This window comes from Vreelandella sp. L-15 (genome assembly GCF_056857635.1).
Genome location: NZ_JBSXNN010000048.1, coordinates 1 through 25,755 on the forward strand (window position 1 = coordinate 1; position 25,755 = coordinate 25,755).

At 59.3% G+C, this 25,755-nt stretch carries 31 protein-coding genes; 3 read left to right on the forward strand and 28 right to left on the reverse strand.

Translation table 11 applies throughout. The features are described 5' to 3' along the window. Positions 1 to 102: 102 nt before the first annotated feature. The 16 genes from AC13CY_RS06230 to AC13CY_RS06305 all read right to left on the reverse strand — a co-directional run bounded on the left by AC13CY_RS06230 (position 103) and on the right by AC13CY_RS06305 (position 14,966). Positions 103 to 2,157: a conjugal transfer protein TraG N-terminal domain-containing protein gene (locus AC13CY_RS06230; protein WP_483052385.1), complete on the reverse strand. Its 2,055-nt coding sequence runs from the start codon at positions 2,155 to 2,157 to the stop codon at positions 103 to 105. A 35-nt stretch (positions 2,158 to 2,192) separates the two neighbouring features. After that, positions 2,193 to 3,755: a conjugal transfer protein TraH gene (locus tag AC13CY_RS06235; protein WP_022524150.1), complete on the reverse strand. Its 1,563-nt coding sequence runs from the start codon at positions 3,753 to 3,755 to the stop codon at positions 2,193 to 2,195. Next, positions 3,755 to 4,777 (reverse strand): conjugal transfer protein TraF, encoded by a 1,023-nt coding sequence (gene traF / locus AC13CY_RS06240; protein WP_022524149.1) that lies wholly within the window; start codon positions 4,775 to 4,777, stop codon positions 3,755 to 3,757. The genes AC13CY_RS06235 and traF overlap by 1 nt, the downstream gene beginning before the upstream one ends. Next, positions 4,774 to 5,229, reverse strand: a complete 456-nt coding sequence (locus tag AC13CY_RS06245) for a metal-dependent hydrolase (protein WP_022524148.1) — start codon at positions 5,227 to 5,229, stop codon at positions 4,774 to 4,776. Before AC13CY_RS06245 ends, traF begins: the two co-directional genes overlap by 4 nt. A 72-nt stretch (positions 5,230 to 5,301) precedes the next feature. Next, positions 5,302 to 5,955, reverse strand: a complete 654-nt coding sequence (locus AC13CY_RS06250; protein WP_179931249.1) for an ERF family protein — start codon at positions 5,953 to 5,955, stop codon at positions 5,302 to 5,304. A gap of 492 nt (positions 5,956 to 6,447) precedes the next feature. Then, positions 6,448 to 7,542 (reverse strand): DUF7146 domain-containing protein, encoded by a 1,095-nt coding sequence (locus tag AC13CY_RS06255; protein ID WP_179931248.1) that lies wholly within the window; start codon positions 7,540 to 7,542, stop codon positions 6,448 to 6,450. 189 nt (positions 7,543 to 7,731) lie between these two features. Continuing rightward, positions 7,732 to 9,099 carry a DNA cytosine methyltransferase gene (locus AC13CY_RS06260; RefSeq protein ID WP_179931247.1) on the reverse strand — a complete coding sequence of 456 codons (1,368 nt, stop codon included), beginning with the start codon at positions 9,097 to 9,099 and terminating at the stop codon, positions 7,732 to 7,734. Between the two features lie 104 nt (positions 9,100 to 9,203). Further along, a complete protein-coding gene (locus tag AC13CY_RS06265) occupies positions 9,204 to 9,593 on the reverse strand; it encodes a hypothetical protein (protein ID WP_179931246.1) in 390 nt (129 codons plus the stop codon). Positions 9,594 to 9,914: 321 nt separating this feature from the next. Then, entirely contained in the window at positions 9,915 to 10,286 is a 372-nt protein-coding gene (locus tag AC13CY_RS06270) for a hypothetical protein (protein WP_022524141.1), read from the reverse strand. A gap of 136 nt (positions 10,287 to 10,422) precedes the next feature. Then, positions 10,423 to 10,782 (reverse strand): hypothetical protein, encoded by a 360-nt coding sequence (locus tag AC13CY_RS06275; RefSeq protein WP_179931245.1) that lies wholly within the window; start codon positions 10,780 to 10,782, stop codon positions 10,423 to 10,425. A 136-nt stretch (positions 10,783 to 10,918) separates the two neighbouring features. Then, entirely contained in the window at positions 10,919 to 11,263 is a 345-nt protein-coding gene (locus tag AC13CY_RS06280) for a hypothetical protein (RefSeq protein ID WP_228219491.1), read from the reverse strand. Positions 11,264 to 11,328: 65 nt separating this feature from the next. Next, complete coding sequence (locus AC13CY_RS06285) at positions 11,329 to 11,667, reverse strand: hypothetical protein (protein ID WP_179931243.1); 339 nt, start codon at positions 11,665 to 11,667, stop codon at positions 11,329 to 11,331. Positions 11,668 to 12,128: 461 nt separating this feature from the next. Then, positions 12,129 to 12,794 (reverse strand): SOS response-associated peptidase, encoded by a 666-nt coding sequence (locus AC13CY_RS06290; RefSeq protein ID WP_179931242.1) that lies wholly within the window; start codon positions 12,792 to 12,794, stop codon positions 12,129 to 12,131. Between the two features lie 17 nt (positions 12,795 to 12,811). After that, positions 12,812 to 13,090, reverse strand: coding sequence for a hypothetical protein (locus tag AC13CY_RS06295; RefSeq protein ID WP_179931241.1), 279 nt, complete (start codon positions 13,088 to 13,090; stop codon positions 12,812 to 12,814). Positions 13,091 to 13,491: 401 nt separating this feature from the next. After that, entirely contained in the window at positions 13,492 to 14,385 is an 894-nt protein-coding gene (locus AC13CY_RS06300) for a TRM11 family methyltransferase (RefSeq protein WP_179931240.1), read from the reverse strand. A gap of 68 nt (positions 14,386 to 14,453) precedes the next feature. Then, entirely contained in the window at positions 14,454 to 14,966 is a 513-nt protein-coding gene (locus tag AC13CY_RS06305) for a DUF192 domain-containing protein (protein WP_179931239.1), read from the reverse strand. A gap of 91 nt (positions 14,967 to 15,057) precedes the next feature. On the opposite strand from AC13CY_RS06305, the gene AC13CY_RS06310 reads away from it, so the two are divergent. Then, positions 15,058 to 15,930 carry a DUF6685 family protein gene (locus tag AC13CY_RS06310; RefSeq protein WP_022524132.1) on the forward strand — a complete coding sequence of 291 codons (873 nt, stop codon included), beginning with the start codon at positions 15,058 to 15,060 and terminating at the stop codon, positions 15,928 to 15,930. 307 nt (positions 15,931 to 16,237) lie between these two features. Here AC13CY_RS06310 and AC13CY_RS06315 read toward each other — a convergent pair whose 3' ends face one another. The 5 genes from AC13CY_RS06315 to AC13CY_RS06335 form a co-directional block, all read right to left on the reverse strand. After that, the gene (locus AC13CY_RS06315; protein ID WP_179931238.1) at positions 16,238 to 17,194 is read right to left on the reverse strand and encodes a reverse transcriptase family protein; all 957 of its coding nucleotides are present in this window, start codon (positions 17,192 to 17,194) and stop codon (positions 16,238 to 16,240) included. Next, a complete protein-coding gene (locus AC13CY_RS06320) occupies positions 17,191 to 17,478 on the reverse strand; it encodes a helix-turn-helix domain-containing protein (RefSeq protein WP_179931237.1) in 288 nt (95 codons plus the stop codon). Before AC13CY_RS06320 ends, AC13CY_RS06315 begins: the two co-directional genes overlap by 4 nt. A gap of 74 nt (positions 17,479 to 17,552) precedes the next feature. Next, entirely contained in the window at positions 17,553 to 17,867 is a 315-nt protein-coding gene (locus AC13CY_RS06325) for a hypothetical protein (RefSeq protein ID WP_179931236.1), read from the reverse strand. Between the two features lie 52 nt (positions 17,868 to 17,919). After that, positions 17,920 to 18,153, reverse strand: coding sequence for a hypothetical protein (locus tag AC13CY_RS06330; protein ID WP_179931235.1), 234 nt, complete (start codon positions 18,151 to 18,153; stop codon positions 17,920 to 17,922). Between the two features lie 517 nt (positions 18,154 to 18,670). Next, complete coding sequence (locus AC13CY_RS06335) at positions 18,671 to 19,003, reverse strand: hypothetical protein (RefSeq protein ID WP_179931234.1); 333 nt, start codon at positions 19,001 to 19,003, stop codon at positions 18,671 to 18,673. A 155-nt stretch (positions 19,004 to 19,158) separates the two neighbouring features. Here AC13CY_RS06335 and AC13CY_RS06340 point away from each other — a divergent pair, with 155 nt between their 5' ends. After that, positions 19,159 to 19,449 (forward strand): DUF7673 family protein, encoded by a 291-nt coding sequence (locus tag AC13CY_RS06340; RefSeq protein WP_082116949.1) that lies wholly within the window; start codon positions 19,159 to 19,161, stop codon positions 19,447 to 19,449. Positions 19,450 to 19,513: 64 nt separating this feature from the next. Here AC13CY_RS06340 and AC13CY_RS06345 read toward each other — a convergent pair whose 3' ends face one another. The 7 genes from AC13CY_RS06345 to AC13CY_RS06375 all read right to left on the reverse strand — a co-directional run bounded on the left by AC13CY_RS06345 (position 19,514) and on the right by AC13CY_RS06375 (position 24,859). After that, positions 19,514 to 19,768, reverse strand: a complete 255-nt coding sequence (locus AC13CY_RS06345) for a hypothetical protein (protein WP_053857281.1) — start codon at positions 19,766 to 19,768, stop codon at positions 19,514 to 19,516. A gap of 59 nt (positions 19,769 to 19,827) precedes the next feature. Continuing rightward, complete coding sequence (locus tag AC13CY_RS06350) at positions 19,828 to 20,508, reverse strand: hypothetical protein (RefSeq protein WP_179931232.1); 681 nt, start codon at positions 20,506 to 20,508, stop codon at positions 19,828 to 19,830. A 133-nt stretch (positions 20,509 to 20,641) separates the two neighbouring features. Then, positions 20,642 to 21,136, reverse strand: coding sequence for a hypothetical protein (locus AC13CY_RS06355; protein WP_483052386.1), 495 nt, complete (start codon positions 21,134 to 21,136; stop codon positions 20,642 to 20,644). A gap of 160 nt (positions 21,137 to 21,296) precedes the next feature. Next, the gene (locus AC13CY_RS06360) at positions 21,297 to 21,617 is read right to left on the reverse strand and encodes a hypothetical protein (RefSeq protein WP_074211819.1); all 321 of its coding nucleotides are present in this window, start codon (positions 21,615 to 21,617) and stop codon (positions 21,297 to 21,299) included. Between the two features lie 62 nt (positions 21,618 to 21,679). Then, complete coding sequence (locus AC13CY_RS06365) at positions 21,680 to 22,774, reverse strand: endonuclease/exonuclease/phosphatase family protein (RefSeq protein WP_074211818.1); 1,095 nt, start codon at positions 22,772 to 22,774, stop codon at positions 21,680 to 21,682. A 13-nt stretch (positions 22,775 to 22,787) separates the two neighbouring features. Beyond that, positions 22,788 to 23,822 (reverse strand): DNA-binding protein, encoded by a 1,035-nt coding sequence (locus AC13CY_RS06370; RefSeq protein WP_483052387.1) that lies wholly within the window; start codon positions 23,820 to 23,822, stop codon positions 22,788 to 22,790. A gap of 128 nt (positions 23,823 to 23,950) precedes the next feature. After that, entirely contained in the window at positions 23,951 to 24,859 is a 909-nt protein-coding gene (locus AC13CY_RS06375) for an ArdC family protein (protein WP_022524314.1), read from the reverse strand. Between the two features lie 141 nt (positions 24,860 to 25,000). On the opposite strand from AC13CY_RS06375, the gene AC13CY_RS06380 reads away from it, so the two are divergent. After that, the gene (locus tag AC13CY_RS06380; RefSeq protein WP_022524312.1) at positions 25,001 to 25,555 is read left to right on the forward strand and encodes a JAB domain-containing protein; all 555 of its coding nucleotides are present in this window, start codon (positions 25,001 to 25,003) and stop codon (positions 25,553 to 25,555) included. Positions 25,556 to 25,755 lie beyond the last annotated feature (200 nt).

The following is a 25,755-nucleotide window of genomic DNA, read 5'->3' on the forward strand; positions in this document are numbered from 1 at the left end:
GATGATTCCGGCAACGTGACCAGCGATTCCGGAAAATTGCCCAAAATCGGTCACGATAAAACGGAATGCGCGGTCACCATCATCCAGAATAGGCGGTCACGTTCAAACGGAATGGGCGGTCACGATAGGGCGGAATATGCAGGTATCAAGGCTCAGGCCGCCTTGAACACGAGCGCCACCTTCCAATGCAGCCGTTGTGGATGATCGGTGAGTTATCTCAGCCATATCTCTCTCGGACACACCAGCGTTCTCCATCAGCGACCGCGTAGCAGCAAGCTCTTCTATATAACGCTGACCCTGTGTGTCTTGGCTCATGCGAGACCAGTCGATATTGCCATCTCTGACATACCCTTGATCTTCGGCATACTGCGTAGCCCCCCGAAAGGTATCGGTCATCATGCTCTGAGCTTGCTGTGTAAACGCCTCCTTGGCCTCCTGAGTTTTCTGGGTCGCTTCTGTATAGCCTTGGGAGGCGGACATGCTTTCTCTGAAGTCAGCAGCGCGAAGACCCACATTCATATCCTGGCCGCTCATGTTGGTCACCTGGGAGGCACCAACACCAACATGATGAGCGGATACCTCATTGCCAGAGCTATAGCGGTGAGAAGTTTGGTGGGCATTCATGCTCGCGTTGTTCATGCTCACCTGACCGGCAGTTGCCGCACCAGTAGAGATGCTGCCGGCAGCAGCTGCCGCGTGCTGAGACCCAGAAGCCCTGTCCAGGACAGACGTGAAGGCATAGCCGCTACCGGATACCAAGCCCCACATGATGGCTGGTACGAGGGTCGACATGAAGCCCGAGGCCATCACCATCTTGTCGGACATTTCGCTGACAGCCCCCATGTTGGCCATGGTGAGCCCATCGGCCAGGTAGCCGGTTGTTTGCCCCTGGAAATACAGCATCATGATGTAGTTGACGATCGCGAGGCCCGGCCACCACATAATGAGCCACGTCATGACCTGGGCATAAGAGGTGCCCATCTTTCGGCCGAGGCCCGGCACCAAGATGGCGGCAAAGACGATCGGTGCCAGTCCAATGACAAATGCCTGCAAGATGGCAAAGAAATAGCCCGCCATGTCACGGAACAAGATCGCGGTGCTGTACCAGCCAGATTGCTGAGCCCTTCGAGCCTGCTCAATATTGAGGGCAGAGATTAGCTCGCTAGATCCGGTCGCCATCGCCGCGTACTCGTAAGTGCCCGAGTACATTTCGGCGATCGCCGCCTGGGTGGCAAGCCCGGTCGCGTCTTGGACGACGCTACCACCGGAAGCCCAGCGGAAGGAGTCTTCCAGCGCGGCCTGAGAGAGCGCGGTAGAGCCCGCGGCCTGCTGAAGCCAGAAGGGAGATGATTCCCCCATACCGTTCAGTAGTGAAGGTGCTGCGGTCTGCAAGCGGTTATCGATCTTGGTGTAAGCCGTGTCACAGGCCTCCATGCCACCATTCGGGTCTGAAGAGTCATATACCACTGTGTAAACAGCAGGGTTCAAGTTAGAGCCGAGGATACTCCAGGCGTTCTGGGACGTGATGAGGGTGACCGGCGAAATACTCCCATTGAAGATATTGGGAAGGGCGCAGTCGTTCAAAAAGCTCTGAATACTAGACCGCAGATAGGGATCGGTAAGGCGAATGTTCTTCATGTCATTCAGCATGCTGGCGGCCATGCCGACTGGAGCACCTTCAGAGAGCCTAAGGCTTGCGAAGTTCGGCGTTGTAAAATTTGATTCAATGCTGCTTGTCGCCCACATCCCAATCTCTGAAATGACCACAGCAGGCAGGCCTATTGCAGCGGGGACGCCTTCGATGCGCTGAGTAAACTGCGGTGCTCCAGTGCCATCCCACACCATATCTTCAACGAAAATGTCAACTTTCAAGCTGAAAAGCATGTACACCGTCAGCAACATACCCGCGAAGTACATGGCAATCTTCTGCAATGTGCCAGCAAGAATGCCGGTGAAGCACATCGCCAGGAAGCCAGCCATGGCCAGCACAAGCGTCAGGTTACGAAACCCAGGGTTAGATGCCGGGTCCGTCATTCGCTTGATCGCCTCGAGGATTTGAGCGAGGGCATAGCCATTACCGTAACCATAGAAGGTCCAGGTATCGGCACCACCGCCCGGGGTCATGGTTTCGGCGATTGCCACCCCCGGCAGGGCCAAAGCGACAACCGCAAGGCCTATTCCTAGCCACCTCATCAGTTCACCTCCCGTGCCATGTCGCGGGCGAAGTTCATGCCTGAGAGCCCCATGGCATGAAGGTTGCGAAGCGTTGACCGATTGATACGGTCAACTTGAGCCATGATATTTTCCTGAGTCTCGGCCATCAGGTTGATTTGCTGTGCCTTCTCAGAGGTAAGGGCCACAAGCTCATTCTGTGCATCCCTAAACTCCTTAAGAACGTCAGCTGGCAGCTGGGAAACAGTGGTAGTTTTAGCCGTGGCCTGAACAGCATGGCGGATGTACTCAATGGAGATCATGTAACTCAAGATCATTGAATTACCTACAACGAGGTCGTAGGCAATCTCAGGATAGGTAGCAGCCACATTGACAGCCTGATACAAGGGGAACGGCGCCGCGGCGATGATCGCCTTTTGAGATGAGGAAAGTGGAGTACCTGAGGCCACATTCTCTACTGCGCCCTCGAGTTCCGTCACAACCGTAGTGAGGAACCCCTGCCCAAGGGACATGTCTTCCACTTTCGTCCTCTGAGGTGACCAGCAATTCCTAAGATCGCTGTTGCGGCAAGTGTATATCTCCATCTTTTGGCCTGAGCTACCCTCTTGCCATACCTTGTCCTCGCAGAAATCGTTAATAAACTCTGCGTATTGTATTTGCGAGGGTGATGCCCGTTCGCTGCCACAGAGGAAAACATCAAGCATTGCGCTACCAGTCTCTATGGTTGGCGCATACGTATTAGTTTCACCATCTTTATTCTTGTTTCTTACTTCGGTGCCAATCCAGCTCATCAACAGCTCGGCAAATATTTTATTTTCTGCTCCCATGTTGTTTGTGCCGTCCTTGCCCGGTGCGATACCGGCCTCCTGAAGGCCCAACCAAGTACGGTTGCCGTTAATGTCCATCGCAAGGGCTTTGTCGCCTTCATTGGCCTCCAGGTGATCATAAATTTCGCCGCCCGCATCTCCACTTGTGTCACAGGTGTCCTGCTGGGCAGCCAGCCAGTCGCTCTCTACCCCTTCAAACATGCCGACCGAGCTACACCAGAGGTTGCTCAGTTCATCGGTGTAGTCGGGGAAACCATCTACGATGGCCTGAGCCGCCTCACAGCTATCCTGGGACAGCTTTGCGGCGGCCTGAGCCATGCGTTGAGCAAACTCCAAGACATCGCCGCATATAGGGCAGAGCTGCTTGAGAGCGAGCTGGAAGGAGAGGGCGACAACCCCTTGGGCGATCTGTTCCAGCATTTGCTGGATCTGCTCGCTATCAATGTACGAGAAGCCGCCAAAATGGGCGTCAATACCGTTACAACCGACCTCGAGCCTCGGCGGATCGAGGTTCACCAGCGAGTAACGGTTCTGCGAGAAGCGCATTGTCATGCCGCCCGCGGAGTATCCATGTCTCGTGCGAGTTTCAAATGCTGTGGCACTCGTGCTGCTGCTGAAACCACCGCCAGCACTTGAAAGCCTATCGAACGCATCATTCAGGGCGCTCGCCTCGGCCTGTCCGATCGTAGCGGTGAGCGACATTCCCGTGAGTACGGAGGTCGCCACCATGGTTGCTATCTTCTTGCGGTGAATCATCACTCAACTCCTTGGGGAATGCCGGCGCCCAGACCACCGGACGACCGTTCAAGCATGTCGGGGACGCTGAAATCGACAGCCGGACCAGCACCGTCACTAACGGCGTTCAGGCCTTTCTCTGCTGCTCGCTGAATGGCGCCAAAGAAAACCTCAATGCGTGATGTGATGCGCTGGGCTGCCTCAACGCCACTGGACACGCGGAACCACAGGTCATCCTGGGGGAGGTGAAGCCATAGATCCGGGACTGCCTCGATGGCCAGGTGGCCAGCTGCCTCGACTGATCGCCCTGTGGTATCGCAGGTCTCGGTGAAGTCCGACATGCACACGTTGTCGAGGGGGGCGTTATAGATGGTGAGTCCCGTTCGCCGGCCGAGCTGCTTCATCACCGGCTGCATGTCATGGCAGAACTGGCAGGTTGAACGGGTAAACCAGACCAAGAACCCGCCTTGGTCGTTAATCTCTTCCATGACGGCGTTCCGCTTGCCGTCCTGAGCGCGAGACGCCGCTCGCAGTCCAAAGGACGACACCGGGCTATGAACCAGCGGGTTCAGATCCTGGTTCTGAATCTGGTTCCACTCCCACATGCGAGACATCGTGATGGCCTGGTCGACCGCCCAGCGCATATACCGCTGAAACCGCTCCACGGTCTCTGGGTTGTTGGGGCTCATCACGGCTTGATTCAGCAGCATGTCACGCTGCTTGGCCTGGAAGTCGAAGCTCCCCTGAGGGTCCACGAAGCCGCATGACGGCTCCCACTCGTCAGGGTCGGTACAGTCACGGTCCTCCTCGCTCGTCTCCTCACGAGGCTCAGCGATAACCTCTGGAGGTTTTTCCTGCTCTTCCTCCTTCTCTTCTTCATCGTCATCCAGGTGGCCCCAGAACCAGCCGCACTCCTTGGGGTTGTTGGAATCCAGGCAGGCACGATTCGAGCCGGCCTCGGATTGCGCCTCCGTGGCCGGTGACAGCGCCAGCAGCGCCAAGAACAAGGGGGCCAGCACATGGCCAGCCAGTAGGTGTTTCATAGCACGAAGCTCCGAAGTGAAATTGCCGCAAGTACCCATGCGGCAAGCACGGGCCAGAATTCCGAAGTGCCGCCATCCCATAGATTCAAGGAGTGACGCTTAGCGGGGTGCCAAACGGGCACCCCGGATGGGGTTCCTGCATCCCCCGCGATATGCGAGAGACCGCCGATGACGAACCCCAGGAGAGCCGCGGCCAGGAGAGGGGTTTCTGCAAGCCACAACCACGCGGCCACCGCTCCCCCTGCCCAAGGGAGGAGCCAATGCGTCACGGTTCTATGTGGGATCAGCGTGGTCGGCCCGAGCCGAATCTCCATCCAGTCCGGTGCGGTTGATCCGGGCAGCGCCAGCGCCGCCACCGCAAGCGCCGCCCCCCCTCCATACAGGGGCTTGATCGCCGCTCCTGCGGTCACGCCAAACGCCAAACCAAAAAGCCGGTGCGCGTTGCCGGTCACAGGGCCTCCTAGGGTCAATTCAATGCACGCGAGAAAGCCCCGATTCCACGAAGGAAAGGGGGCTATGAATCGTCATGCTGGTTGGTGTTGCTGTCGCTGGAGGAAGCGGCGCCGCTGTGCGATCGCCCCTTTCAACCGTGCCGACAGGTGAGCATCCAGCTGTGCGGTAGTGACCCAGCATTCAGCTGCGGCCAGCCGCTCAGCATCTGCATTGTCGATCTCGGCCAGAATCACCTCAGGGGAGGCAAGTCTACGGCCGTTTCTTGACTGCTTAGAATCAGCTTCAGCATCGCTCCCGGGGAGCATTGCCGAGGTGTTCACAGCAGCATTTCTGGCAGCATTACCATCGTCATCAGGCCCTTGAGCCAGGCCCAGAAGCGCCAGCAGCCCATACCGTCGTGCATACGTCTGAGCAGACGCCACGCCATGGCTATCATGGGTGTCCACTGGCATCTCGCAGTAGGAGCCAATAAACTCCCCACTCGGACCATGAATCAGCATGGTTTCCATCACCACGGCCCCCACATTGCCTGGAACAGGCGCTTGAACCAACGCTATTTCGTGCCGATTCAAGACATTGCGGACGCTGCCGATGATGGCAGTGAGGCTGGCGTAGCAGCTGTCGTACATCGGATTGCTGGAATCCGAAGCGACAACCCCACCCAGCTCTGCCTGGACTGAAGCCAACGCTCTGCCAATGCTGGCGATTGAGTCGCTACGGTGCATAACGTGCTCTCCTCTCATCCCCCAGGTAGCGGGGTCTCACGAGAGGTAGGGGGGGGACTGACAGATAGCCAAGGAGGTGACGCAACTAACTGACTTTCAAAAGAAAACTATGAATGGACGCAGAAACTGAAACGTATCGCATGGAGAACTGATGTACCGCGCATGGGAACTAGACGAATACGCTAGGCCCCATTCACCACGAGTCGCAGCGCACATAATCGACAAGAATAAAAAAGCTGATCATGGAAATAAGGCAAAGGAAGCGACAGCCGACCCCGTGCTGATGGCCTTGAACACTGACGCTCCTCCAGGTGGATTGCTTGCCACCCTGAAGAGTGTCCCGAAAGCAACAAACAGGGAGCGGAGGTTAACGATGATTTAACTGAACGACGCTCCATCCCCACGAAACACTTGATTCAGCTAACAAGCATCCCGTCCCTATGGCTGAACATTAAAAAGCCCTCCCAACAGGATGTTAGGAGGGCTTGAAGGTTAAGCGGCCTGACCTACGCGAGGAAACCTCGCCAGGTTGCCACTGGTGTACACGTCAGCCCAGTCCAGGCTTTTGTCAGGACCGGAGCTGGGTGCATCCGGGATTCGGATAGACGCCTGAATCCCCTTCTCCCACAGGCGAGCCTGAAGCGCTTTTGCCGCATCCTGCCCAGCCTTTCGACCCTTCCTGTCCGGCAGGTCACGATCAGCCCAGATCACGACCTCCTTGACCCCTTCTGGTGGCTCAAAAGCCCCCATCAGAGACGCGGACAACACGGGCCATACCGGCATGCCTGTCGCTGCCCGAACAGCCAGGGCGGTCTCAATGCCCTCAGCGATGCCGAGAACACCGCCGACCGCAGTGCCAAGCCGGATAGCACCACCACCGACCTCGCCGCCATTGACGACCGGAAACAGCTTCTTGGCCTTCGCCACGGGCGCCTTCTCCACCACACCATTCTGCGAACGGTGGAGATACGTCCGGTGCATGGTCACAGGCTGGCCATCGGCATCCCTCACGAGCGTCAGCAAGGCCGGATAGTGCCCCACCACCTTGCCTTTCTCGATGTAGGCGAGGTTCGGGTGAAGCCGCGCCTCGCTTTCCATCACGCTGAGCATCGACTTCACGGGCAAGCCGCGGAATTGCAGGTAGCTCCCCAGGAGAAACCTGCCTTCCCCCTTGTCCAGCGGCAGAGCTTCCGTCCAGCGCTTACGCAGCGTGGGGCGGATGTCCTGCTTGGGCTTGGGCTTAGGCGGCACGGGCCGCGACACAGTAGGCGCCAGCGGCTCAACCGATTTCTCGCCGAGTGCTCCCATCACCTGCTCCAGGATCTCCGGGAGATTCCAGCCCTTCAGCTCCTTGAGCAGGCTGAAGCCATCCCAGTTACCGCAAGTGCAGATCGCTGTGCCACGCAGCTGAAAGTCGCGATCGAGCCGGAAGTCCTCTTTCCCACCATGGACAGGGCAATCGATATGCGTGCCAGGGTGCTCGAGAGCTGCGTCCAGCTCTGGACAGAGGGCTTGGAAGACCTCCCCCCAGCGCCCTTGGGCGATACGCTTCACATCAGCGATCTCGTACTTGTTGCTCTTGCTCATGATCAGTCTCCTCTCTCATTCCCGGTTGCCCGGATCTCACAAGGAGGTAGGGCGAGGTGTGACGGTTATGGAGAGATAGGGGAGCGACTGCCACGTTCGCGGGTGGCGGGATCAAGGGGCCAGCTCGATTTCGCATGCGAAACTGAAAAAAGCCCCAAGCACGGATGTGCCTGGGGCTTGAAGGGTAGATCAGGCTGCTATGGCATCTGAGCGTTTCAAGCTCGCCAAGCAGTTGCCGACCAGACGGCCTACGGCACGGAATGCCGTGAACACGACTGATTGGCCCAGCAGCTCATGGCTGACGGTTTCCGGCAGACCATGTACCAGCTCTTCCGGGATCGTCTTGACCCTAGCATGTTCCGCCTTGGTCAGGAGGCGGGACAAGCCGGGGTCATCCGGGTGCCGGATGAACGGTTCAGTAGATCGGGCCTTCGCGTAGCCGCGCCCAATCGTCCCGAGGCCATCCTCGCTTCCATCGAGCAGCTGCCGACGAAAGCCTTTCCCTGAGGCCAGGTCACGCGCCTCCTTGTCCGCCAGGTACGAGTAGGCCTTGTACCGTGACGCGACCGCTTCATGAGGTTCAAGCACTTCCTGAAGCGAGGCTTCACGCTGACGCACCGGCTCCAGCTTCCCGAGGTCAACCTCAATCCCTTTGCTGACCGCGAGCATGCACAGCCTGTCACGCCGCTCCAACGCACCGAGGGCATGCCCATCGAGGACCGTCTCCTGCACCTCGTAGCCAAGCCCCGACAGCACATTGCGAATTACCATCATGCTGACAGTGTTCTGGTAGGGCGGGACGTTCTCGAGCAGGACGGCTGCCGGCCGAAGGGTCTGGATGGCATTTAGGAAGGCGACGAAAAGGCTACCAGCCGTCTCGTGTGCTTCCGCATGCGCCAGGCCATTCTTGGCACGCCCCGACAAACTGGCCCCAGTGCAGGGCAAACCGGCCAAAAGTAGATGGACGGGGGGTAGCTTATGCCACTCCACATCCTGCATTGGCCCCTGGATAGCGATACTGTCCTCATCCCAGACGGGATTGTTGGCCAGTGAAGCATCCAGGTAGGCACCCTCCAGCTCATTGGCAAAAGCCAATCGAGAGGGCACCCCGGCATCTGCCAGCCCCGTGTGTATGGCCAGATCAAGCACGCCACCACCATGCGCGATCGAGCCAATTTCCAAGGGTTCCCCGTTGCTGAGGGCCTTGAGCAGCCGCTCCATGCGCTCCGACTCAGCGAGGTCGTGATGATGGATCGTGATGTCGATGCGGTTGCCCCGCACAACGACACGAACCCTCTCGACCTTGCCCAGCGCCTCAGCCAGCTCGGCAGCGGTGATGTCGATCACCGGCAGCTCGTTCTCCCCACGCTTCCGGCGAGACACCTTGTAGGCGCCATCTGCCGCAAACTGGAGGGTCAGGCTTTTTCGACCGGCGACGAGGTTGAAACGCTGACCAGGAGAGATCCCGGTACGCGCCAGCCGGTTGCCTTCCAGCCACAGACGCTGCTTGCCACGATGCTCACCAATCTTGGTGTAAATCACAGTGCTCTTGCTCATGATCCATCTCCTCTCTCATTCCTGCGATATGCAGGTCTCGAGAAGAGGTAGGGCGCAGAGTGACCGAGGGACGGGGAGGGGAAAGCCTGAGATGCCAGGAGGCCTCAGCAACAGCTGCCTTGATATTCCTGGATGGACGCCTCCTCGAGGAGCTTATCGGCGGCTTCCTGAAGGCTGGCGGCCATACCGGGAGACTCAGCCAGGGCAGTTTCAGCGCGCTCCCGGTAAGCCTCAGCACGCTGCCGGCAAAGGTAGGCCGGGAAAGGGGGGATCGCGTAGTCGACAGGAACCAGCGCCTGGCTGCGCGGCGCGTAACCCAGTCGGGAGACGGCTCGACCGTAATTGTCGAAGAGCGTGGCCCCCTCGAGGAGGTCATGGGTGGCTCCACTGGCCTCCCAGGCGTCGATTAGCGGCTCCATGGGGTGTTGAATAGCCCGCGCCAGCGAGGCGACCACCTCTATGCTGACATGGTGAGGCACAAGACAGGTCGCCATGGTAGGCAGCCATGGGCATACAGGGCGCTCTCTCCGGCCCCTCAGGCGGATTTCGGCGACGTAGCCGAGCTTGGGCATTGCCTCGAGGTTCTGGAGCAGCCTGCGCTCTCTGTGGGACGGGAGGCCTAATGCCTGCTTGTGGTGGAGTGCCTTCGTGATCACGGCATGTTCAAACCGATACCAGGCTTCAAACAGGAGGGCATCTAACAGGGTGGGGGCGCGTTGACCGAGTAGCATCAGAGGCAAGGTCGGCAAGCCAACGGTCATCACGTCACTCCAGGAAAGGAAAAGACCCCAGCGAGTGGGGTCTGAGAAACAGGGTCAGGCAGCCGACTTGATGGCATTGACCAAAGAGACACCGCGCTCATAGGCTTCACGCGCCAGCTCTTCAGCATGCTCATCCAGATGGCTGTTATCGTCGCCGATGTTGACCTCGACGCCGCCAAGGACCGCAGCGCAGTCATCCAGCAGAACGGATTGACCGGCCACGTCGACAGACACCTTTGCCCTGAGCAAACCGTAGAACCATTCATCATCCCGCCAGCGCTGTTTATCGGTCTCGCTGTGGCAGTCGAAGTGGTCCGGGGTTACGTCCGGGTCGCGATCCAGGAGCACCGTCACAGTGAAGTCCCCCTGGGTGCCCTGAACGGTGTCGGAGCAGATAGCAAAGTTGTCGAATTTCGTGAGTTCCATGATCGTTCTCCTCTCTCATTCCTGCGGGATGCAGGTCTCGAAAGGAGGTAGGGGAGGGTGTGACACCACCCTTGGCGCCAACGTGAAAAAGCCCCCACATGTCGCCATGGGGGGGGCTCTGAAGGTCTTTCTGGTATCAAGCGGCACGAGTCGTTGGGCCGACCATGCTTCTTGCCTTCTCCAGGGCTCGGTGCGCCAGCACGGCGGCCTGGGCATCAAGGTGGTTACTCGTCAGCCCGACATTGATACCGATCGCGTGCTGCTTGGTCCGAGCATCGGGGATGCGGATAGAGTGCTCGTTGATGGCCACGCTCACCTCGGCTTCCAGCATGGCGACGAACCCATAATGCTCGGTGGCCTCGGCACAACGCATGTGGTCCTCAGGGGTCGCCTCGTAATCGTGCTTCAAGGTGACCGTCACCGTGTAGGCCCCAGCGAAGCCCACAACAGAATCACCGATCATCGCGTAGGTATAGAACCGCTCCAGCTTCATCATCCATCTCCTCTCTCATTCCTGCGGGGTGCAGGTCTCGAGAGGAGGTAGGGAGGTCAATGACAGTGCTGGCGCCGGGAATCGGTGGCCACCATGCAGGCCGGTGGCCACCGTCAGACGAACGGGAGGCAGGAGGGGGTTATGCCGCTACCTGGGACAGCAGGGAGCGAACGTGCGGGTTGGCATCCCGCCCATCACCTTCCACGCCTTGGGCAGGGCGACGGAGCGCATGGCTCGCCCACAGCGCGACCGCGGCGGAACGGCTGACGCCTGCGTTGCAGTGGATCAGCAGTTTCACCGGCTGCCGGGCCTGCGCCCAATGGCCGATCCAGGCCGAGATCCGACGCGCATCATCCCGGGTCATCGGCTCCTCGCAGCCAAAGCCTTCCCCTGGCACGACATCATCGAACTGCATCGAGAGCACGTCCCCCCATCCCCTGGCCAAGCGGGGTGACCGCTCATCGACGCCATGGATGGACAGCACAACCGTATCCGCGGCGGCTTGCCGGCGTTCGATGTCGCGACGGCTGGTGTATTCGATGCTGGTAATCATGACGCTACCTCCGTTCGTGTGTTCATTGCGTCTAGCGCCAGCTGCTTGATATGGCCGGCGTAGCTCAGACGCTTCGCATACTCGGCATTCAGATCACGCCGAGCCTGTTGTGTCTCAAGTCGGTTGAAGGCGCCCTGGGTCTCGACCAGGACGGCCTGAGCGGCGGCATAGTACCGCGCCAGGCTGTCGCGACTTGGGTACATGGGGTGAGAGCGATGCCAAGACAAGCACTCGCTGGCCTCGCCGATGACGAGTGACCGCGAGAGAGGGTTGTCCAGGTAATGGCGGACCAACTGCTCTCTGGTTGGCTCCATCACGGGGCCGGGTCGCTGCATGGGGCCTCCCACATCATCCGCCAGCCGACACTTCAGCTGGCTTGAAGGGAGGTAGGGCGGTAGGTGACACAGCGACCAGAGGTGAGAAAGCCCCAACTAGCGAACTAGAAGGGGCTTGAAGGGTACTGCTAGGAATCAGATCAGCTCAAATGGCTTGGGCTGCTGATTTGCTGTGCGTGACAGCTTCCCCTGGGCAACATAACCACAGGGATTCCTCATGGAGGTTTCAGGACAGCTGACGTAAGCGCCCTCGCGTGATAGCCGAATAAGCCAGCGGGCCTTGTCCAAGCAGCCTGAAAACCAAACCGATGAGGTCTACGAAAGCAATTTTCTCGCTCTCATACCGTTCTACGAACGGCCTCGCCCATAAGATAGGGCGGCAGGTGACAGCTGGGAAGGCACCAGTTGGAAATTCGTGAGGTGAGACGTTCCTGGCAGGGCAGTACGACGGTCAGCCACTCCTACCCCGCGCATCCCTCAGCCGGCGCCAGGAGGTGCTGGCCATCGGCCGTTGCATCATTGACCTCCTGGCCGACCTCATAGGTCGCCAGCTGCGACGGGTGGAGAGGCTTGAGCTGCTGTTTCAGCGTGTCGCGATCCTGCACCTCGGGGTCGAGCCAGGCATCAGCGCCAGCAGCCACGACGACCGGCATGCGGCTATGAATCTGCTTCGCCACGCCCTGAGCCGGCTGAGTCACGATCGCGCACCCCAGCTCGCCATCAGCTCGCTTGGTGAAGACGCCCGCCAGAAGCAGCATGCCACTCGAGGCCCCGTGGAAGTAGAAGGGGAGCTTGCGCTCTCCCTCGTGCCGCCACTCGAACCAGCCGTTCACTGGCACGAGGCAGCGGTGGCGAGCGAAAGCGCCTTTCCAGAACCGGCTCGAGGCCAGGCTCTCGGCCCTGGCTACATGCGTGCGTGGCGCATCCTCTGGCGCCCACCTGGGCTTGAAGGACCACTGGAGGGTGGTCACTTCAGGGTCGCCCTCCGTGGCAGCGATCGCCACGATGGGGCCGCCCGGGGGGATGTTGTACCGGGCCGGTGGGAATGTTGCACCGGACGCCAGGGGGAAGCCGAAGCTCTCGGCCACCTGGCGAGGGTCATCGTAGAGGGCGAAGCGTCCACACATGGCTGCTGTTCACTCGATCATTCGGCCGGCTCACCGTACTGCTCGCGATAGTGTCTGGCTTCTTCACATTCCGGTGTCAGGCCTATCATGTCCAAAAGCTGGCGCTCCCAAGCGCCAGGTCGACGTGAGCCATCCGCGATGGCAACCGCCACCTCCTGCATCATCTCCTCAACCGTTCCCCATGGAATCGCGGCGCCATGCTGCTTCTGGAGCTTCGTCAGATACTCCAGCTCGGCATGGACATCGGCCGGCAGGGTGATTGTCAGCGGTACGGTATTGCTCTCCTCGACTGCCATCAGCGGGCTCCTCGTGGGCGGTTCGTGGTTTTCAGGATACCAGCCCCTACGCCGTGCGTAGCGCCAGCCCCATCCGGGATCGATCGCTGGTGCAGACATGGCGCACCCTTTCTATTTCGATAAAATCATTTCATCGAGGGAGAATCAGAACGGGGGATATTGTGGCCGCTGAAGTTATGAGTGAACTATCCGCTAAAATAATTCCGCTAGTCATCATAGTGTTCATTATTTCTTTGCCTATTATCATATTAAACGGGAAGAAAAAACATGGGCTGGCTCTGTTATACCTCCCGGTCTGGCTTATGGCCTTGGTATTTTCCATGAAAACTCTCCTTGGAACCTAGTTGCCAAGGCCTCCCAGAGAAAAGCCCCCAGGCAATGCCATGGGGGCTGAAGTGCAATCAAGCGACTCGCCACACACCTCGCTCGACCGGCGCAAACCAGTCATTGACGTAGAGCGTCTGGCGAACCTTCTCGCGCCAATGCTGACGACCCGCCAGCTTGTCCGGCGCATTCTCCGCTACCGCCTCGTACAGGCGCGACAGCGGAGCTTCACCTCCCAGCGACACCAGCGCCTGGCGTACCACGGCCTTCCATGACCCTCGCAGCCGACGCTGCTGGCTGTGAGCGATGCTGGAGAGCGTCGATAGCAGTGCCACGCTGCGATCAGGACGCTGCCACAGCAGGATGTACTCGTGAGCCACCCTGGGCAGCCGCATGCCCGCATACTGCCGTGACGCACTCTGGACGTTGTGCTGTGCCTTGATCAGCACGGCCCTCAGCTCGTCCGCAGGCATCCTGGCGATCGCATCAGCCTGGAAGGACCAGTAATGGCCATTCCGCCTCAGGTCGCCAATGATCGTCCCGTAGAAGCCACCATGGTTCACGGCCTCGCGCTGGTTCAGCAGAGCCTGCTGGAGCTTGTCCATGAACTCCTCAGGATCAGCGCAGCGCGACAGGTCATCCGGGTGCTCGCCGGGATAGACGTTCCCGCTGTACACGATCATGTCGTGATAGGGCGGGTGCGACAGGCAGAGATCCACCGGCTTCCCGGTGGCATCCAGGATGGAGTGCCGCAGGATGTTGAAACCCGAGTGAAGATCCAGGCCAAAGGCCTCGATCCCCATCTCTGAGGCCACCTCCACTGAGGTGCCACTGCCCACCATGGGGTCGCAGAAGGTCTCCGGGCGAAGCTGCTCGAAAATGTCCTTGTAGACATGCCCCGAACAGTTACCGCGCCAGCTCGACTTGCCCCACTTGCCACGGGTCGGGTGCGAAATTACAGACGTGCTCATGATCCATCTCCTCTCTCATTCCTGCCGGATGACAGGTCTCGAGAGGAGGTAGGGGCAGGCCTGACGGGCTAGAGGTCGACCTCCAGCCGGTCGCCGACCTCCACCCCCATGGCGTCGAAGGCGCCAGCATTCAGCTCCAGGGCCATCCAGAAAGGCACGCCGGCCGGATACCGAGGACAATCCTCACGCTGGCGGGTGCAGGGCGGCATCGTCTCCATCGACAGCACCCTCCCGCGCTTGTCGAGAAAGGCGATGTCGATGGGGAAACGGGTCTTGAACATCCAGAAGCGACTCTGCGCCGGCTGCTGTTCGTCGTAGGTGAAGAGCATCCCCGTGTTGGCGGGAAGCGAAGGGCGTTCCATCAGTCCCTGGCGCCGCTGGCGCGAGGTGCGTGCTACCTCAAGCGCCAGCTCATGGCGCCCATCCTGGGTTGCCAACTGGCCCACGACCTCCTGCATGACTTGGCGCTCTACCACCAGGGCCATCATCGCGATCCCAGTCAAGAATAGGGCGGTGATGCCGATACCAGTGGTCATCGATGGCGAGCTGCGGCGCGTCAACGTCGAGTGGGTCTGAGGCATGGTTACCTGGGGCTCCAATGATTCATATCGGGTTGCCCCATGGATAGGTCCGTGGCTGACGCTACCCAGGACAGTCAGGAGAGAGCAGTACATGCCGGCGACCCTGCCATTCGGCCGCTGGCTGCACAAAGCCCGATGGGTCGACACCGCAGCCTGGAAATACGCTCAAGCGTTTCACGAACAAGCCCGCCAAGTAGCGTTCCCGGCCGAAAGCGCCAGCGGCCAAGGGATCATCCGGTGGCAAGACTGGCCGCCCTGCTTCGGTGGGGATATTGCACACTGGGAGCCCGGTCCTCGAGGGATGCTCTGCCGCCGCGCTACGCTCGCGCCAGCCTCCCGCCTCATCACGACGGTATATCACGACGCCTTCAGCTGCTCGATACGAGAGATCACCAGCCTGGAATCCGGTAAGGGCGGTCTCACCACCTCGGCCACCCTCGACGCCTACGCGCTCAGCGAATGCTGCGGTCTCATCAACAGTGACCCTGCCTGGATAGAGAAACTGCTCGGCTGGCACGAGCTGAGGTTCAATGCAGCCCCTGGCGCGGGAGAGACACTGGAGAGCTTCAGCTGGCACGACCGCGGCTATCACCTGCTCAACCAGGGCGGCGCCCACCATTTTGCCGCTGCCCGTTATCTCGCTGGCTTCTACGCCCCGAGGTTCTGCATCAATGCCCCCCTGGCCAGGTACAGCATCAATCACGAGGCCGCCCAGGACATCCTCAACGCCTACGACATGTTCTGCGAGCCCGAGGACCAGGCAATGCTCGAGGCCTTCACGCACCGCATGGCCGCGGCAGGGGTTCCGCACGCAACGTGCCCAGCACCGCCGCCTTGGGACGGGACATATCGCCTGCTGCTGCTGCCCCGGGATAACCGGAAAGCCGCTGGCGCCGCGGCGGTGCTGCGCGAGCACGACTGGTTCGATGTCAGCGCTCTACTGAAAAGCCAGGCAAACCCATAGGGGCGAGGCACGTGCCTAACAGTGCCCTGAGAAGCTGAATGCTCACGCCTATACAGGCCGTCCACCTCCATAATGGAGGATGCCAGAAAAACCGGAACCAGTGGAATTGATACGCAAGACTGGCATATTGCAGTCTTCATGCGATCGTAAACTGGAACTTATGTTGACTCAGCACTGAATTGGAAATCTTGGGCTGGATCTAGTGTACATCCAGGAATAATCAACCGAGAGACACCGTAAAGAGGCGCGTTTGACGCGCTGAGGAGCTGATGTCATTAATCGTGCATTCTTTTCCTAACCTATAGGCTTAAAGAAGGGTGTCCAGACGCTGAGACAAACTCCGTGCCTCAAGGTGTTCCAAACGGAATAGCATACCAACTCGCCCTTTGGCGCTGTTCCACGCTTTGAGATTTTCTGGAGTCATTCCATCTCTGCCGACAGCTTTCTCCAGGTTATGGACAGCCGAGCGAATTCTTTTTCGTTCGGCCTTTCCAACTGCTGGATAGTTTCCAGCTGCAACCAGCCCAGTAACTTTAAGTTTTTGTCCTTTTCGGCAGACTTGACTCTTGGAGCGTTTAGGGCGACAGCCCTTTGATGCCAGCATCCTGTACACCTTTGCCCTGGCCTCGCCGATAGTGCTGTTTGAAACTTGGTGGTGGGACGAATAACTCACATCATCAACGAACCGGGAGTATGTCAGGCCCATGTTTCCGAGGTCCTCAACCAGCTTTGCTTCCTTGTCCCAGAATGCCAGGTTGGCCAGATAACTACTCGTCCTTGCCCCCTGCGGCACGACGCAGTGGCGTGTCGTCAACTTCGTAAGTAATTCCGAAACATCTGGAGAAAAACCAAAGAACCTGAGCCAGATCGTGAACACCAACTGGCTTTCGAGAGAAGGATAAAAGTCCGCAATATCATCTAACACCAAGATCGAGGCCCCCGTATGGAGCGCCGCGTTTGATACATGGTCGCGGGGGAACTCAGTGTCTCGAATTCCTCCTTGCAAGTATCGCGGAAAACGCACCTTGCGTAGAATTTTTTTGACGATCTGGTGCTGTATTCGCTTCAGTTCTGGATAAGCATCATAGGTCATCCGAGGACTGCCATCTCTCTTCGTTTGAGGGACAGGACGATACGAGCCGGAAGCAATCTTTGCAGTTGCTTTCAGACTCTCCAGCGGTGTATTCAGCAGAAGGGCGAGGTGTTGAGGGTCAATGATGGCATTGTGAGGGTATGTCGGAGTTAGCTTGCAGATGGATCTCACGCGGACTCCCTCATCAGGTTCAGAGCAGCCGCAGAGAGCTTTTCCTTCAGATCTGGAGTAAACCCACTCAACTCATCTTCATCGGCAGCAAGGAAGAGCAACAGAGTCATGGGTACATTCAGGCCTTTAGCTATTTTCTCCAAGGCGGATAGGCCAGGATCTGATCGCTCCCCCCGCTCAAGCAACGAGAGATAGGAAATTGACACCCCAGCCCGCTTAGCTAACTCCCCTTGAGTTAGCTTACGCTGCTGGCGGCATAGTTTGATCGCGTAACCAACGTTCATTTAGTGAGACCAGTAGTATCGCCTGGATTGGATATGCAGATTAGATGAGCGAAATACCAAGTGAATTCGGGAGGTTATAAACCCTTGGTGAGTTGTCTTTTTGTATAATCCTTTGCGGCGCCTTTTTGCATTTCTTCCCAAGAAGAGTAAGAAGTATTTTTTGAAACAAATGCATCCCATTCCTCGTCAGGGATGGCCGCAAAATCCTCTGCCGACTCTACTTTAAACCCGCTAGCGTCAAGCATATCTTCAAAACTGGAATAGGTAGAGCACTGAGCCATGAATGCTGGTGAAAGCATGTCTACCAATTTCACCTGGCTATTGGATTGAAACTCTTCCATATTCTTTTTCAGTTTGTCTAAGCCACTAGTGTCAAAATTAGAAGACATGGGCAAATACCTCGCAGAGACTAAAGGTGAGTTAAAGTGGTGGTTTGCTGTGTCACATCAAGTCCTCAAAGAGCGCCTTGATCACTGGAAGATACTTCAACGCTTCACCTAGCTTGGCTAGAGCGGCACCCGCCCTTGCTGGCTTTGGATCGGTTATCAGAGTTTCCTCCAGAATCGTAATTGCCTCATCCAGTCTATCAGTAACGCGAGCATCTACGTCGTCGTGCATTCCCGACCGCACCTGCTTCAGCAGGTCAACAGTCATGATTAAACGTGCAGTATCCATTTGGAATACCTCGTATCTCATCGGGCGGAATTGCCCCGCCGTCAAGCAATTGAGCCGATAAGGAACGCGTAGATGCTCCAGCAAACCACCGTTCAGCTCCTTGTCAGAGGAGCTTCCCGCCGTACAATACTGCTGATCGCCTGGTCACTGGATCACCGGGCAGCAGGACCGTTGTGCGGCAAGTGAACCCTGGGTGAACTACTCCCTGGGTTGACCAACTAGGTTGGCCCGCTTGCAAGCTCAATCGAGGTATATCAACACGTTTAAAGAGCACCTGGGTGGTACACCCAGCCTACGGGACACAGTAACTGATATTTTACTGCCAGTCAATTCCTGAGCAGTCTGGGTACTAAAACTCCAGAGTGGGCTTTCAACATTCTCATGGCCGAGGGTTGCGCTTATCCAAGCAGTAAGCCCGGCAGGAGGAGGTCCGGTAGCTTAGGATGCCGTTTCCAGACCTTCCTACATTGTCATGTAAGTCTTTGATTCAAATATGATACTAGGGGTGGTCGGCCGGTCACCCCAGCTGCTCGCTGGTGAGCGGGATCTCGCCCTCCCGGATCTTGATCACCACACACGTCTCATAGGGGTTATCCGGGTAGGGTGAGCCGGCTTCCGACACCTCGAGGCCCCGCTTGCGCAGCGCCGTGATAGCCCTCCGGTTGGGGCCACCATCCGGGCCGAACAGCACCTCGCCGCCCAGCTGCTCGATCTGCTCGAGCAGGTCGCCAGTGGCTTCATCGGTGACGCTCACGAACTCGCTGTCGAGGAGGTTCAGTTCGTCGTCGGGGTTGTATATCTCATGGTTGTCGAGAGCCGTCACGGCCCGCGCCAGCGCATCAATGCTCATCCTGTGGCTCCTTTCGTGGTTGCGATCGCCCGTGGCCATACCGCGCCTTCGGACACTATTCTCTATGGTGCTGCGGGCGAGGCTTTGCAAGCACCGTGCTTGGCTGGCGCCAGCACCACCAACCGGAGAGGGGGACAGGCATGACCTCAGTGAGGATGGATGACATCACGACGCAGGCACTCGAGAGGCTTGTCGCCGTCGCCTTGAGCGATACCGGGCAATCCCGGCGCTGCGCCGACTTCCTGTTGGCGTGGTACAACGCCGCGGAGAACGGGGGCTTTGACCTCACCACCCTCTGGGGAATGGATGACGAGCTGGCCAGTGCGTGCGGCGTGGTATTCCTGTGGGTGGCGAGCCATCGCGCCTATCCCGATGATCTCGGCTATGGGGAGGTCTTCCAGCGGATCTGGGCGCTCTGGCGAGCCGGTAGTGAGCAGGCCGGCTGAGATATGAAAAAGCCCCAGCCTCAGAAGAGGAGGGGCTTGAGAAAGGATCGAGCGATCCGGTAGGTCACACTTCAGTGCTGCCTACCCACTGGGAGCCGAGAAAGGCCTCAACGCCATTCTCGACTTCCTGGGGCAGCATCTGTGCGATGCCATCCCCCGTCTCGACCAAGGCCTCATGGGTCCATGGGCCAGACGGTAGGACGCGCAGCAGCACCTTGCTGCGATCAAGATCCATGATGGTCAACGCCTCGAGCTGATGTCCCGACAGGAGATCAGGCTCACCGGGTCGTTGATCCGTCACAAACGTGATGCTGGACATGCTTTCCTCCAGAGGGCCACAGGCCCGTTCGTCTATGTGGATCATGCCGATCCGGCAGCTCACCAGCAGTACCACTCCTGGATCTTCCTCGAGAGCTGGTCGGCTTGCTCCCAGCTCCAGAACTTGGCGTTCATCAAGGGAACGGCCACCATGCCAGCCTTTGACAAGGCTCGGGTCAGGTATGCCGTGCAGACGTACCCCTCGCTGTTGCCATGGCGCACCTCCGTCATCATGCCGACCGTGGAGGTGTGAGCCGGACACTGGCACAACGCCACCACCTCATTCAGGCCATCCTTGAATTGCAGCAGGTCAGAGACCCACTCGTGTTCAGGCAGCATGACGTTGCAGTATCGTTGCGCCCGGTCTTGCAGTTGCGAGGCAATCTTCAGGATCTCCTCGCCCCCCAGGTCGTTGATCCGAGGCAGGTCGATCAGGCGGTCCTCGAGTAGGGTCACTTGGTCTCCGAGGCGAGCAGGCGTATAGCCGCTCAGCTCTTGAACCATGGTCTCCTGTGAGGCCGGCTGCTCGGTGATCACCACCTCAACCTGCTTGTCCTCCAGCGCCAGCTGCACAAGGCGGGAGGCCACGGGCTCCGTGAGGTAGACGCTGGTGGCATCGACAAAGCACTTGCGCGAGATAGCATTGTCGATCCCCAGGCCTTTCACGATGGGCTTCGGCACTTCCAGCCATGCCTGGCCAGCGTCGGCGTCATGGTGGCGGACTGCATTGATGGTCTTCATTGGGCTTCTCCTCTCATTCCTGCGGGATTGCAGGTCTCGAGAGGGGGTAGGGGTGGGGGTGACGCTTGCCGAGGCTCCTGACCGCCCCGGGAAGGGAAAGGGCACCATCCTCGGATGGTGCCCTTGAAGCAAACTACTCGAAGTGAGAGTCATCCCACATCGCAATGCTAACCTCGCCATCGGCAAGGCCCATGCAGACTATGCCGCTTATATCGAGCGGTGAGTCTTCATCGTCAGGGTCGGTCAAACGGTCCCAGTCACGGGCGCATTCGTACCTCGCCTGCTCCTCAGCTGCCACCAGCTCCTTGTCGCGGTCCTCCTGAGCATCAACCTCGATGGAGCTGATCCAGACCGTTCCGGTGCCATTGCTCTCCTGACAGAAGGCGGTGTAGGTCCGGGTCGCTGGCGCCTCACTGGAAGCATCTGTGTCGTCAGCCAGCTGCTTGGACAGCGCCGCTGAGGCATCACCCTTGAGCAACCTCTCCAGGTCATCGATCTCTTCGGGCGAGTACCCATCCTTGCTGGCATGGTGGGGAACGTACTCGGCGAGATCCGATTCGCCGCGGCCAACCAGCTGCATGATGTCAGCCCACTGGGCGTCAGTGAGGGTGGCTGTCTTCATCGTCATGGTGCTTTCTCCTCTCATTCCTGCGGGATTGCAGGTCTCGTGAGGAGGTAGGGAAGGGGATGACACAAGGCGGCAGGCCGGTGCCTGAGGGAAGGTGGGGTGGGGGGTGTCCGGCCAGGATCACCTCCCATCCCAGTGAAGCACGCAGTCGAGATGCGCGTTATGCAGAACAGTCGAAGTAGGCCTCATCGAGCATAGCCGGCTCGACACCTCCCTCGAACAAGCCTATGCAGGCGATGGCGCTGGTGTCTGGCGTCGACATGCAGGGCGCGTACTCCACGCCACGCTCCCATGCCCCCGCGCAGGACTCCTTGGCTTTCTGGATAGCCATTTGGTGCTCTACCTCGCGATCGGCCTGAGGCGTGACTTGCACATACTCAATGCGCAAGTCCCACTCCCCGGCCATGTCTTTGCAGATTGCGGTGTAGACCTTCGGACGTGCCGCCCACAGCCTATCCAGGATGTCGTCGTGTGCGCTCATGATCCATCTCCTCTCTCATTCCTGCCGGATGCAGGTCTCGAGGGGAGGTAGGGCGCCCACTGTCAGCCAGCCACGCTCAGCGGGCACAGGAGACCGCTCTCGCGGATGTCGGCGACACGAACAGGCCCAAGGCCATCTATATCCTTCAGCGCCGCCACAGAGCCCCAGGGGCGTCCCTCGGCGACAAGCTCGGCCCGGGCAGGACCGATGTGGGGCAGCCCCTCCAGGGCACCCTCCGGGCTCTCGTTGAGGTCTATGCAGCTCAGGTCGGACGGCGCCACGTCTTCGCTCGGTGTGGCGTCAGTGCCAGGCCAGGCATAGAGCTGAATCTCAGCGCCATCGGTGGCCAGGAAAATCGGCGCGTGGTCGGAGACCCTGGACCGAGCCTCCTCGTGGTTCATGCCCAGCAAGGTGGGAAACGGGATCACACCAGTATCGCTGATGGAGAGTTCGTTCGGGTTGAGCCAGAAGTTGTCGTAGAGGTGCCGGTACACGCCGGTCTCATGCGCCAGCGTGGTCGCCACACGATTCAGCGCGGGAGAGGCGCCAGCAGATCGCAGAGGCCCCCAGGCCTCGTGCTCCGGTTCCAGGTTGAAGTCGCCGGCCAGGACTCGCGGCGTGTCTGGGTAGACCTCCTCCAGCCATCCCCAGTAGTCGGCCAAGGCCTCCACCTCCCGCGCACGTTCGCTGACGCTATCCCCATAGATGACATGCAGGTTGGCCAGCGCCAGCTCCTGCCCCGTCTCGCGATCGCGGAACATGGCTGAGTAGGGCTCACGGGCGAACACGTCATCATGATCCAGGAACACCACTGCCCCCTCAGCGTACTCCACCTCCGACAAGCGCCAGACAAAGCCGTAGTGCTCCCGGTAACGCTCCCCCTCGCCAAGGGAATGGCTGGCCATGGCTCCCCAGGCTTCGCCGGTTGTCGACTCGAGGTGGGCGACCAGCTCCTCGAGGGCGCTCTCGTCCATCAGCTCCTGCAAGGCGATGAGGTCCATCGACTGGGCGACATGGGCGACCTTCTCGACTTCCTTGCCGTTGTCCCAGCCGAGTTGGCGCACATTCCAGCTACCCAGGATCATGTCGGCTGGCGCCAGGGTGGGAGAGAGCGCCAGCACAGCACTGGCAATCGTGATGGGGGCTTTGAACGTCATGGTTCCTCCGTGCTTAGGATTTATCGCCCCGTGTCGGTTGTGACGCATCGGGGCGCTGGTCTAACTGGCCACGCAACGCCTCTTCACGGGCGTGCGAGACCGCGAGTTCTGTCCGCGTATCGGCCAGCTCTTGCCTGATCCCCTTCAGCTCCTCGATCTGCTCCCGGGCGGTCTTCAGCTCGGCGTTTGCCTCACTGGCCGAGGCCCTGAGTTGGTCGATGGTGCTTCGTAGGCTGGCGCTCTCTTCCTTCAGCTCGTCGTTCCGCTTGGCGGTCGAGGCTTGCTCCGAGCGCAGGCTGGCCTGCTCCTGCTGGAGCGAGGACAGCTCCTGGCTGACCTCTTCCAGGGTCTGCTGGAGGCGTGATTCCCGTTGATGGGCGGCTTCAAGCTCTCTGGTGGTGCTCTTGAGGTCACTCTCGACGGTGGCCAACTGGTTGCCGATCGAGGCCTTGTCCTCGCGCAGCTGATCCACGGCCGACTGCAACTGCTGTACCTGGCCCCGAGCTGTCTCCAGCTGTTCGCTTTGCCGGCTCAGCTGGCCATGGAGATCGTTGACACGCTCCATGGCGTCCTCGGCGCGTTGCTTGGCGGTAGCCGTTTCGGTGGCCAGGGTCTGGTTGTCTTCCGTCAGCCGTGCAATTTGCGCCTTATCATGTTCGTGGTCCTCCCGCATGGACGTGATGCGAGCCTCAAGCCGCTCGATTTCCCTGAGGGCTTCATCGCGCTCGTCATGAGCGGCCTTCAGCTGCTCATTCGACTGGGCGCGAATCCTCTCAACATCCTCATCCGCCAGCTGGCTGGCGCTGCGCCACAGCTCGGCACCAACGCGCTCGAGGACCGTGCGAATCTCCTTGGGCATGTCCCGGATGGCGACGGCCGTGACCATCTGGCTCTCCCTCCACTCCCGCATGACCGGCGAGATATGGGATAGGGAGCCGCCGCCCAGGCGCTCCCGGACCTGCTCATTGGTGGGCTTGTCCACGCCTTCCGCTACCAGCTCTTCCGCGGCCGCTACAATGCGCTGTTGGATCTCAGGCTTGATCGTCATGCCTCTCTCTCCCGGTGTATGTATTGTATGTATGTACTGTACATATAATACATACATAGCGCCAGGGAAAACTGCCGCCCAGAAAAAAAGCCTTCCCGGGGGGGAAGGCTGTTGAATGGGTGTTGCTATCACGCAACCGCAGTAGCGGCTGGTGACTCCGGGGCTTCATCAAGCATCCCGCACTCTTGTGCGAGCTGTTCAATGAAGGTGACCGCCTTCTGTGCATCAGACAGAGCACGGTCCAGCTCCTTCGCCTGATCGCCAGTGAGCCGTGAGGCCCAGCCGGTGAGGTAGGACGCGGAGTTTTCCGGGGTGGCAGGCAGGCCGAAACGCATAGCAGCAAGCCAGGCGCCAGCTTCCGCCACCACCTCCTCTCGAGCGCGATCGCTCTTGTCGCGGTTCAAGCGGTTGGCAGCGCCAGTCGCATGAATCAGCTCATGCAGCCCAGTCGCCGCAATTTCGCTGACTTCATGGAACTGCTCAGGGCGAGGCAGGCGGATGCCGTCCGTAGAGGGCCGGTAGTAGGCCTTGTCGCCTCCCCAGGTCAGAGCTACCCCTGAGGCCTCAATCAGCCGCGCAACGAACTGCACGGGCTCTGGTTGGGCCTCAATGACGGGGGGCTTGGCAGCCTCCGTCAGCGGGTCAGCCAGCTGCTGCTCGTTGAAGACGTAGAAGATACGGTTCACCGGGATGACCTTCTCCTCGATTTTGCCGTTCTCGTCCTTCTCGCGCTTCTTGTGGAACTTCCAGAATTCCACCGGAGTGCCCTTTTCCCCCTTGCGAGGGTGTGTGCCGAGATCCTTCGCTTGCTTGAAGGTGACCCAGGCAGGGCTCGTGTAGCCGAATCGATCTGCTGCGACCCAGAGGCTCACGATGTTCGACCAACCCGTATACACGCGGCCTGAAGAGGCGTTGTAGGGCTGGCTCACATCCGTGTCACCGGGCTTCCAGGGTTTCTGCCAGGGGGCGGTGCCTTCCTTCAGGCCCTGGATGAGTGCTTCCCGAATGCCGTCGATCGCACGCTTGCTCTTGCTCATGATCCATCTCCTCTCTCATTCCTGCGGAATGCAGGTCTCGTGGGGAGATAGGGCGGGTGGTGACATGAAGAGCGGCCACGTCAGTGATCTCCCTATCTCTGGGTGAGGCCCGGCAACGGGTATGAGAGAGAGGAGAATGTGATGAAGCGCACGAACCAGATGGATCTGTTCGCAGTATCCGAGCCGGCTGAGGTCTATGCCTTCCCTGGAAAGGGGCTTGCAGTGGACCCTGGCCAGCGCAAGAAGGAAGAGGACGCTGTGATAGCAGAGGCTTTGCGGATCATCGAAAAGCGGTTTTATGGCAAGTACCAGGACTTTAACGCCGTTTTCAATCGGCCGAACATCACCCTGGACTACCTGACGATTCGCTATGCCACAGTACCCTATGAGGTCTTCTCGGTTAGCTGGCTGGATTCCCAGCATCGGCTGATCCAGCATGAGGAGCTGTTCCAGGGCACGCTTAACAGTGCCTCGGTCTATCCGCGTGAGATAGCTCGCAGGGCTCTTGAGGTGAATGCTGGGGCTGTGATCCTCACGCACAACCACCCTTCGGGTTCGATTGAGCCGAGTCATGCAGATCGTCAGATCACTAAGCGCATCCAGGAGGTCCTTGGGTTGCTCGACGTGAAAGTGCTTGATCACATCATCGTGGCAGGCACGGACTGCACGAGCTTCGCTGAACAAGGCTTGATGTAGCGATTGCGGCTCAGCCGCTTTCAAAGCCCCTCTGGCAGTTTTGCTGGAGGGGCTTTTTCATGGTGCGCCAGGCATGGCGCGCAGCGCCAATTAGGCGCTATCCGGTCCGCCGTGGTGGTTGGCCGGATGACTTGGGGGTGAAAGTCCCCTACGGACCCTGATAGCGGGAACCGTTAGCTGAACAGCAAGGGTGTTCGTCG

Coding starts and splice junctions, on each gene's coding strand:
- AC13CY_RS06235 (WP_022524150.1), bottom strand. CDS start 3,755: ATGATTCACCGCAAGAAGATAGCAACCATGGTGGCGACCTCCGTACTC.
- traF (WP_022524149.1), bottom strand. CDS start 4,777: ATGAAACACCTACTGGCTGGCCATGTGCTGGCCCCCTTGTTCTTGGCG.
- AC13CY_RS06250 (WP_179931249.1), bottom strand. CDS start 5,955: ATGCACCGTAGCGACTCAATCGCCAGCATTGGCAGAGCGTTGGCTTCA.
- AC13CY_RS06255 (WP_179931248.1), bottom strand. CDS start 7,542: ATGAGCAAGAGCAACAAGTACGAGATCGCTGATGTGAAGCGTATCGCC.
- AC13CY_RS06260 (WP_179931247.1), bottom strand. CDS start 9,099: ATGAGCAAGAGCACTGTGATTTACACCAAGATTGGTGAGCATCGTGGC.
- AC13CY_RS06265 (WP_179931246.1), bottom strand. CDS start 9,593: ATGGCGACCTGTCTTGTGCCTCACCATGTCAGCATAGAGGTGGTCGCC.
- AC13CY_RS06270 (WP_022524141.1), bottom strand. CDS start 10,286: ATGGAACTCACGAAATTCGACAACTTTGCTATCTGCTCCGACACCGTT.
- AC13CY_RS06275 (WP_179931245.1), bottom strand. CDS start 10,782: ATGATGAAGCTGGAGCGGTTCTATACCTACGCGATGATCGGTGATTCT.
- AC13CY_RS06285 (WP_179931243.1), bottom strand. CDS start 11,667: ATGCAGCGACCCGGCCCCGTGATGGAGCCAACCAGAGAGCAGTTGGTC.
- AC13CY_RS06290 (WP_179931242.1), bottom strand. CDS start 12,794: ATGTGTGGACGCTTCGCCCTCTACGATGACCCTCGCCAGGTGGCCGAG.
- AC13CY_RS06295 (WP_179931241.1), bottom strand. CDS start 13,090: ATGGCAGTCGAGGAGAGCAATACCGTACCGCTGACAATCACCCTGCCG.
- AC13CY_RS06300 (WP_179931240.1), bottom strand. CDS start 14,385: ATGAGCACGTCTGTAATTTCGCACCCGACCCGTGGCAAGTGGGGCAAG.
- AC13CY_RS06305 (WP_179931239.1), bottom strand. CDS start 14,966: ATGCCTCAGACCCACTCGACGTTGACGCGCCGCAGCTCGCCATCGATG.
- AC13CY_RS06310 (WP_022524132.1), top strand. CDS start 15,058: ATGCCGGCGACCCTGCCATTCGGCCGCTGGCTGCACAAAGCCCGATGG.
- AC13CY_RS06320 (WP_179931237.1), bottom strand. CDS start 17,478: ATGAACGTTGGTTACGCGATCAAACTATGCCGCCAGCAGCGTAAGCTA.
- AC13CY_RS06325 (WP_179931236.1), bottom strand. CDS start 17,867: ATGTCTTCTAATTTTGACACTAGTGGCTTAGACAAACTGAAAAAGAAT.
- AC13CY_RS06330 (WP_179931235.1), bottom strand. CDS start 18,153: ATGGATACTGCACGTTTAATCATGACTGTTGACCTGCTGAAGCAGGTG.
- AC13CY_RS06335 (WP_179931234.1), bottom strand. CDS start 19,003: ATGAGCATTGATGCGCTGGCGCGGGCCGTGACGGCTCTCGACAACCAT.
- AC13CY_RS06340 (WP_082116949.1), top strand. CDS start 19,159: ATGGATGACATCACGACGCAGGCACTCGAGAGGCTTGTCGCCGTCGCC.
- AC13CY_RS06345 (WP_053857281.1), bottom strand. CDS start 19,768: ATGTCCAGCATCACGTTTGTGACGGATCAACGACCCGGTGAGCCTGAT.
- AC13CY_RS06350 (WP_179931232.1), bottom strand. CDS start 20,508: ATGAAGACCATCAATGCAGTCCGCCACCATGACGCCGACGCTGGCCAG.
- AC13CY_RS06355 (WP_483052386.1), bottom strand. CDS start 21,136: ATGACGATGAAGACAGCCACCCTCACTGACGCCCAGTGGGCTGACATC.
- AC13CY_RS06360 (WP_074211819.1), bottom strand. CDS start 21,617: ATGAGCGCACACGACGACATCCTGGATAGGCTGTGGGCGGCACGTCCG.
- AC13CY_RS06365 (WP_074211818.1), bottom strand. CDS start 22,774: ATGACGTTCAAAGCCCCCATCACGATTGCCAGTGCTGTGCTGGCGCTC.
- AC13CY_RS06370 (WP_483052387.1), bottom strand. CDS start 23,822: ATGACGATCAAGCCTGAGATCCAACAGCGCATTGTAGCGGCCGCGGAA.
- AC13CY_RS06375 (WP_022524314.1), bottom strand. CDS start 24,859: ATGAGCAAGAGCAAGCGTGCGATCGACGGCATTCGGGAAGCACTCATC.
- AC13CY_RS06380 (WP_022524312.1), top strand. CDS start 25,001: ATGAAGCGCACGAACCAGATGGATCTGTTCGCAGTATCCGAGCCGGCT.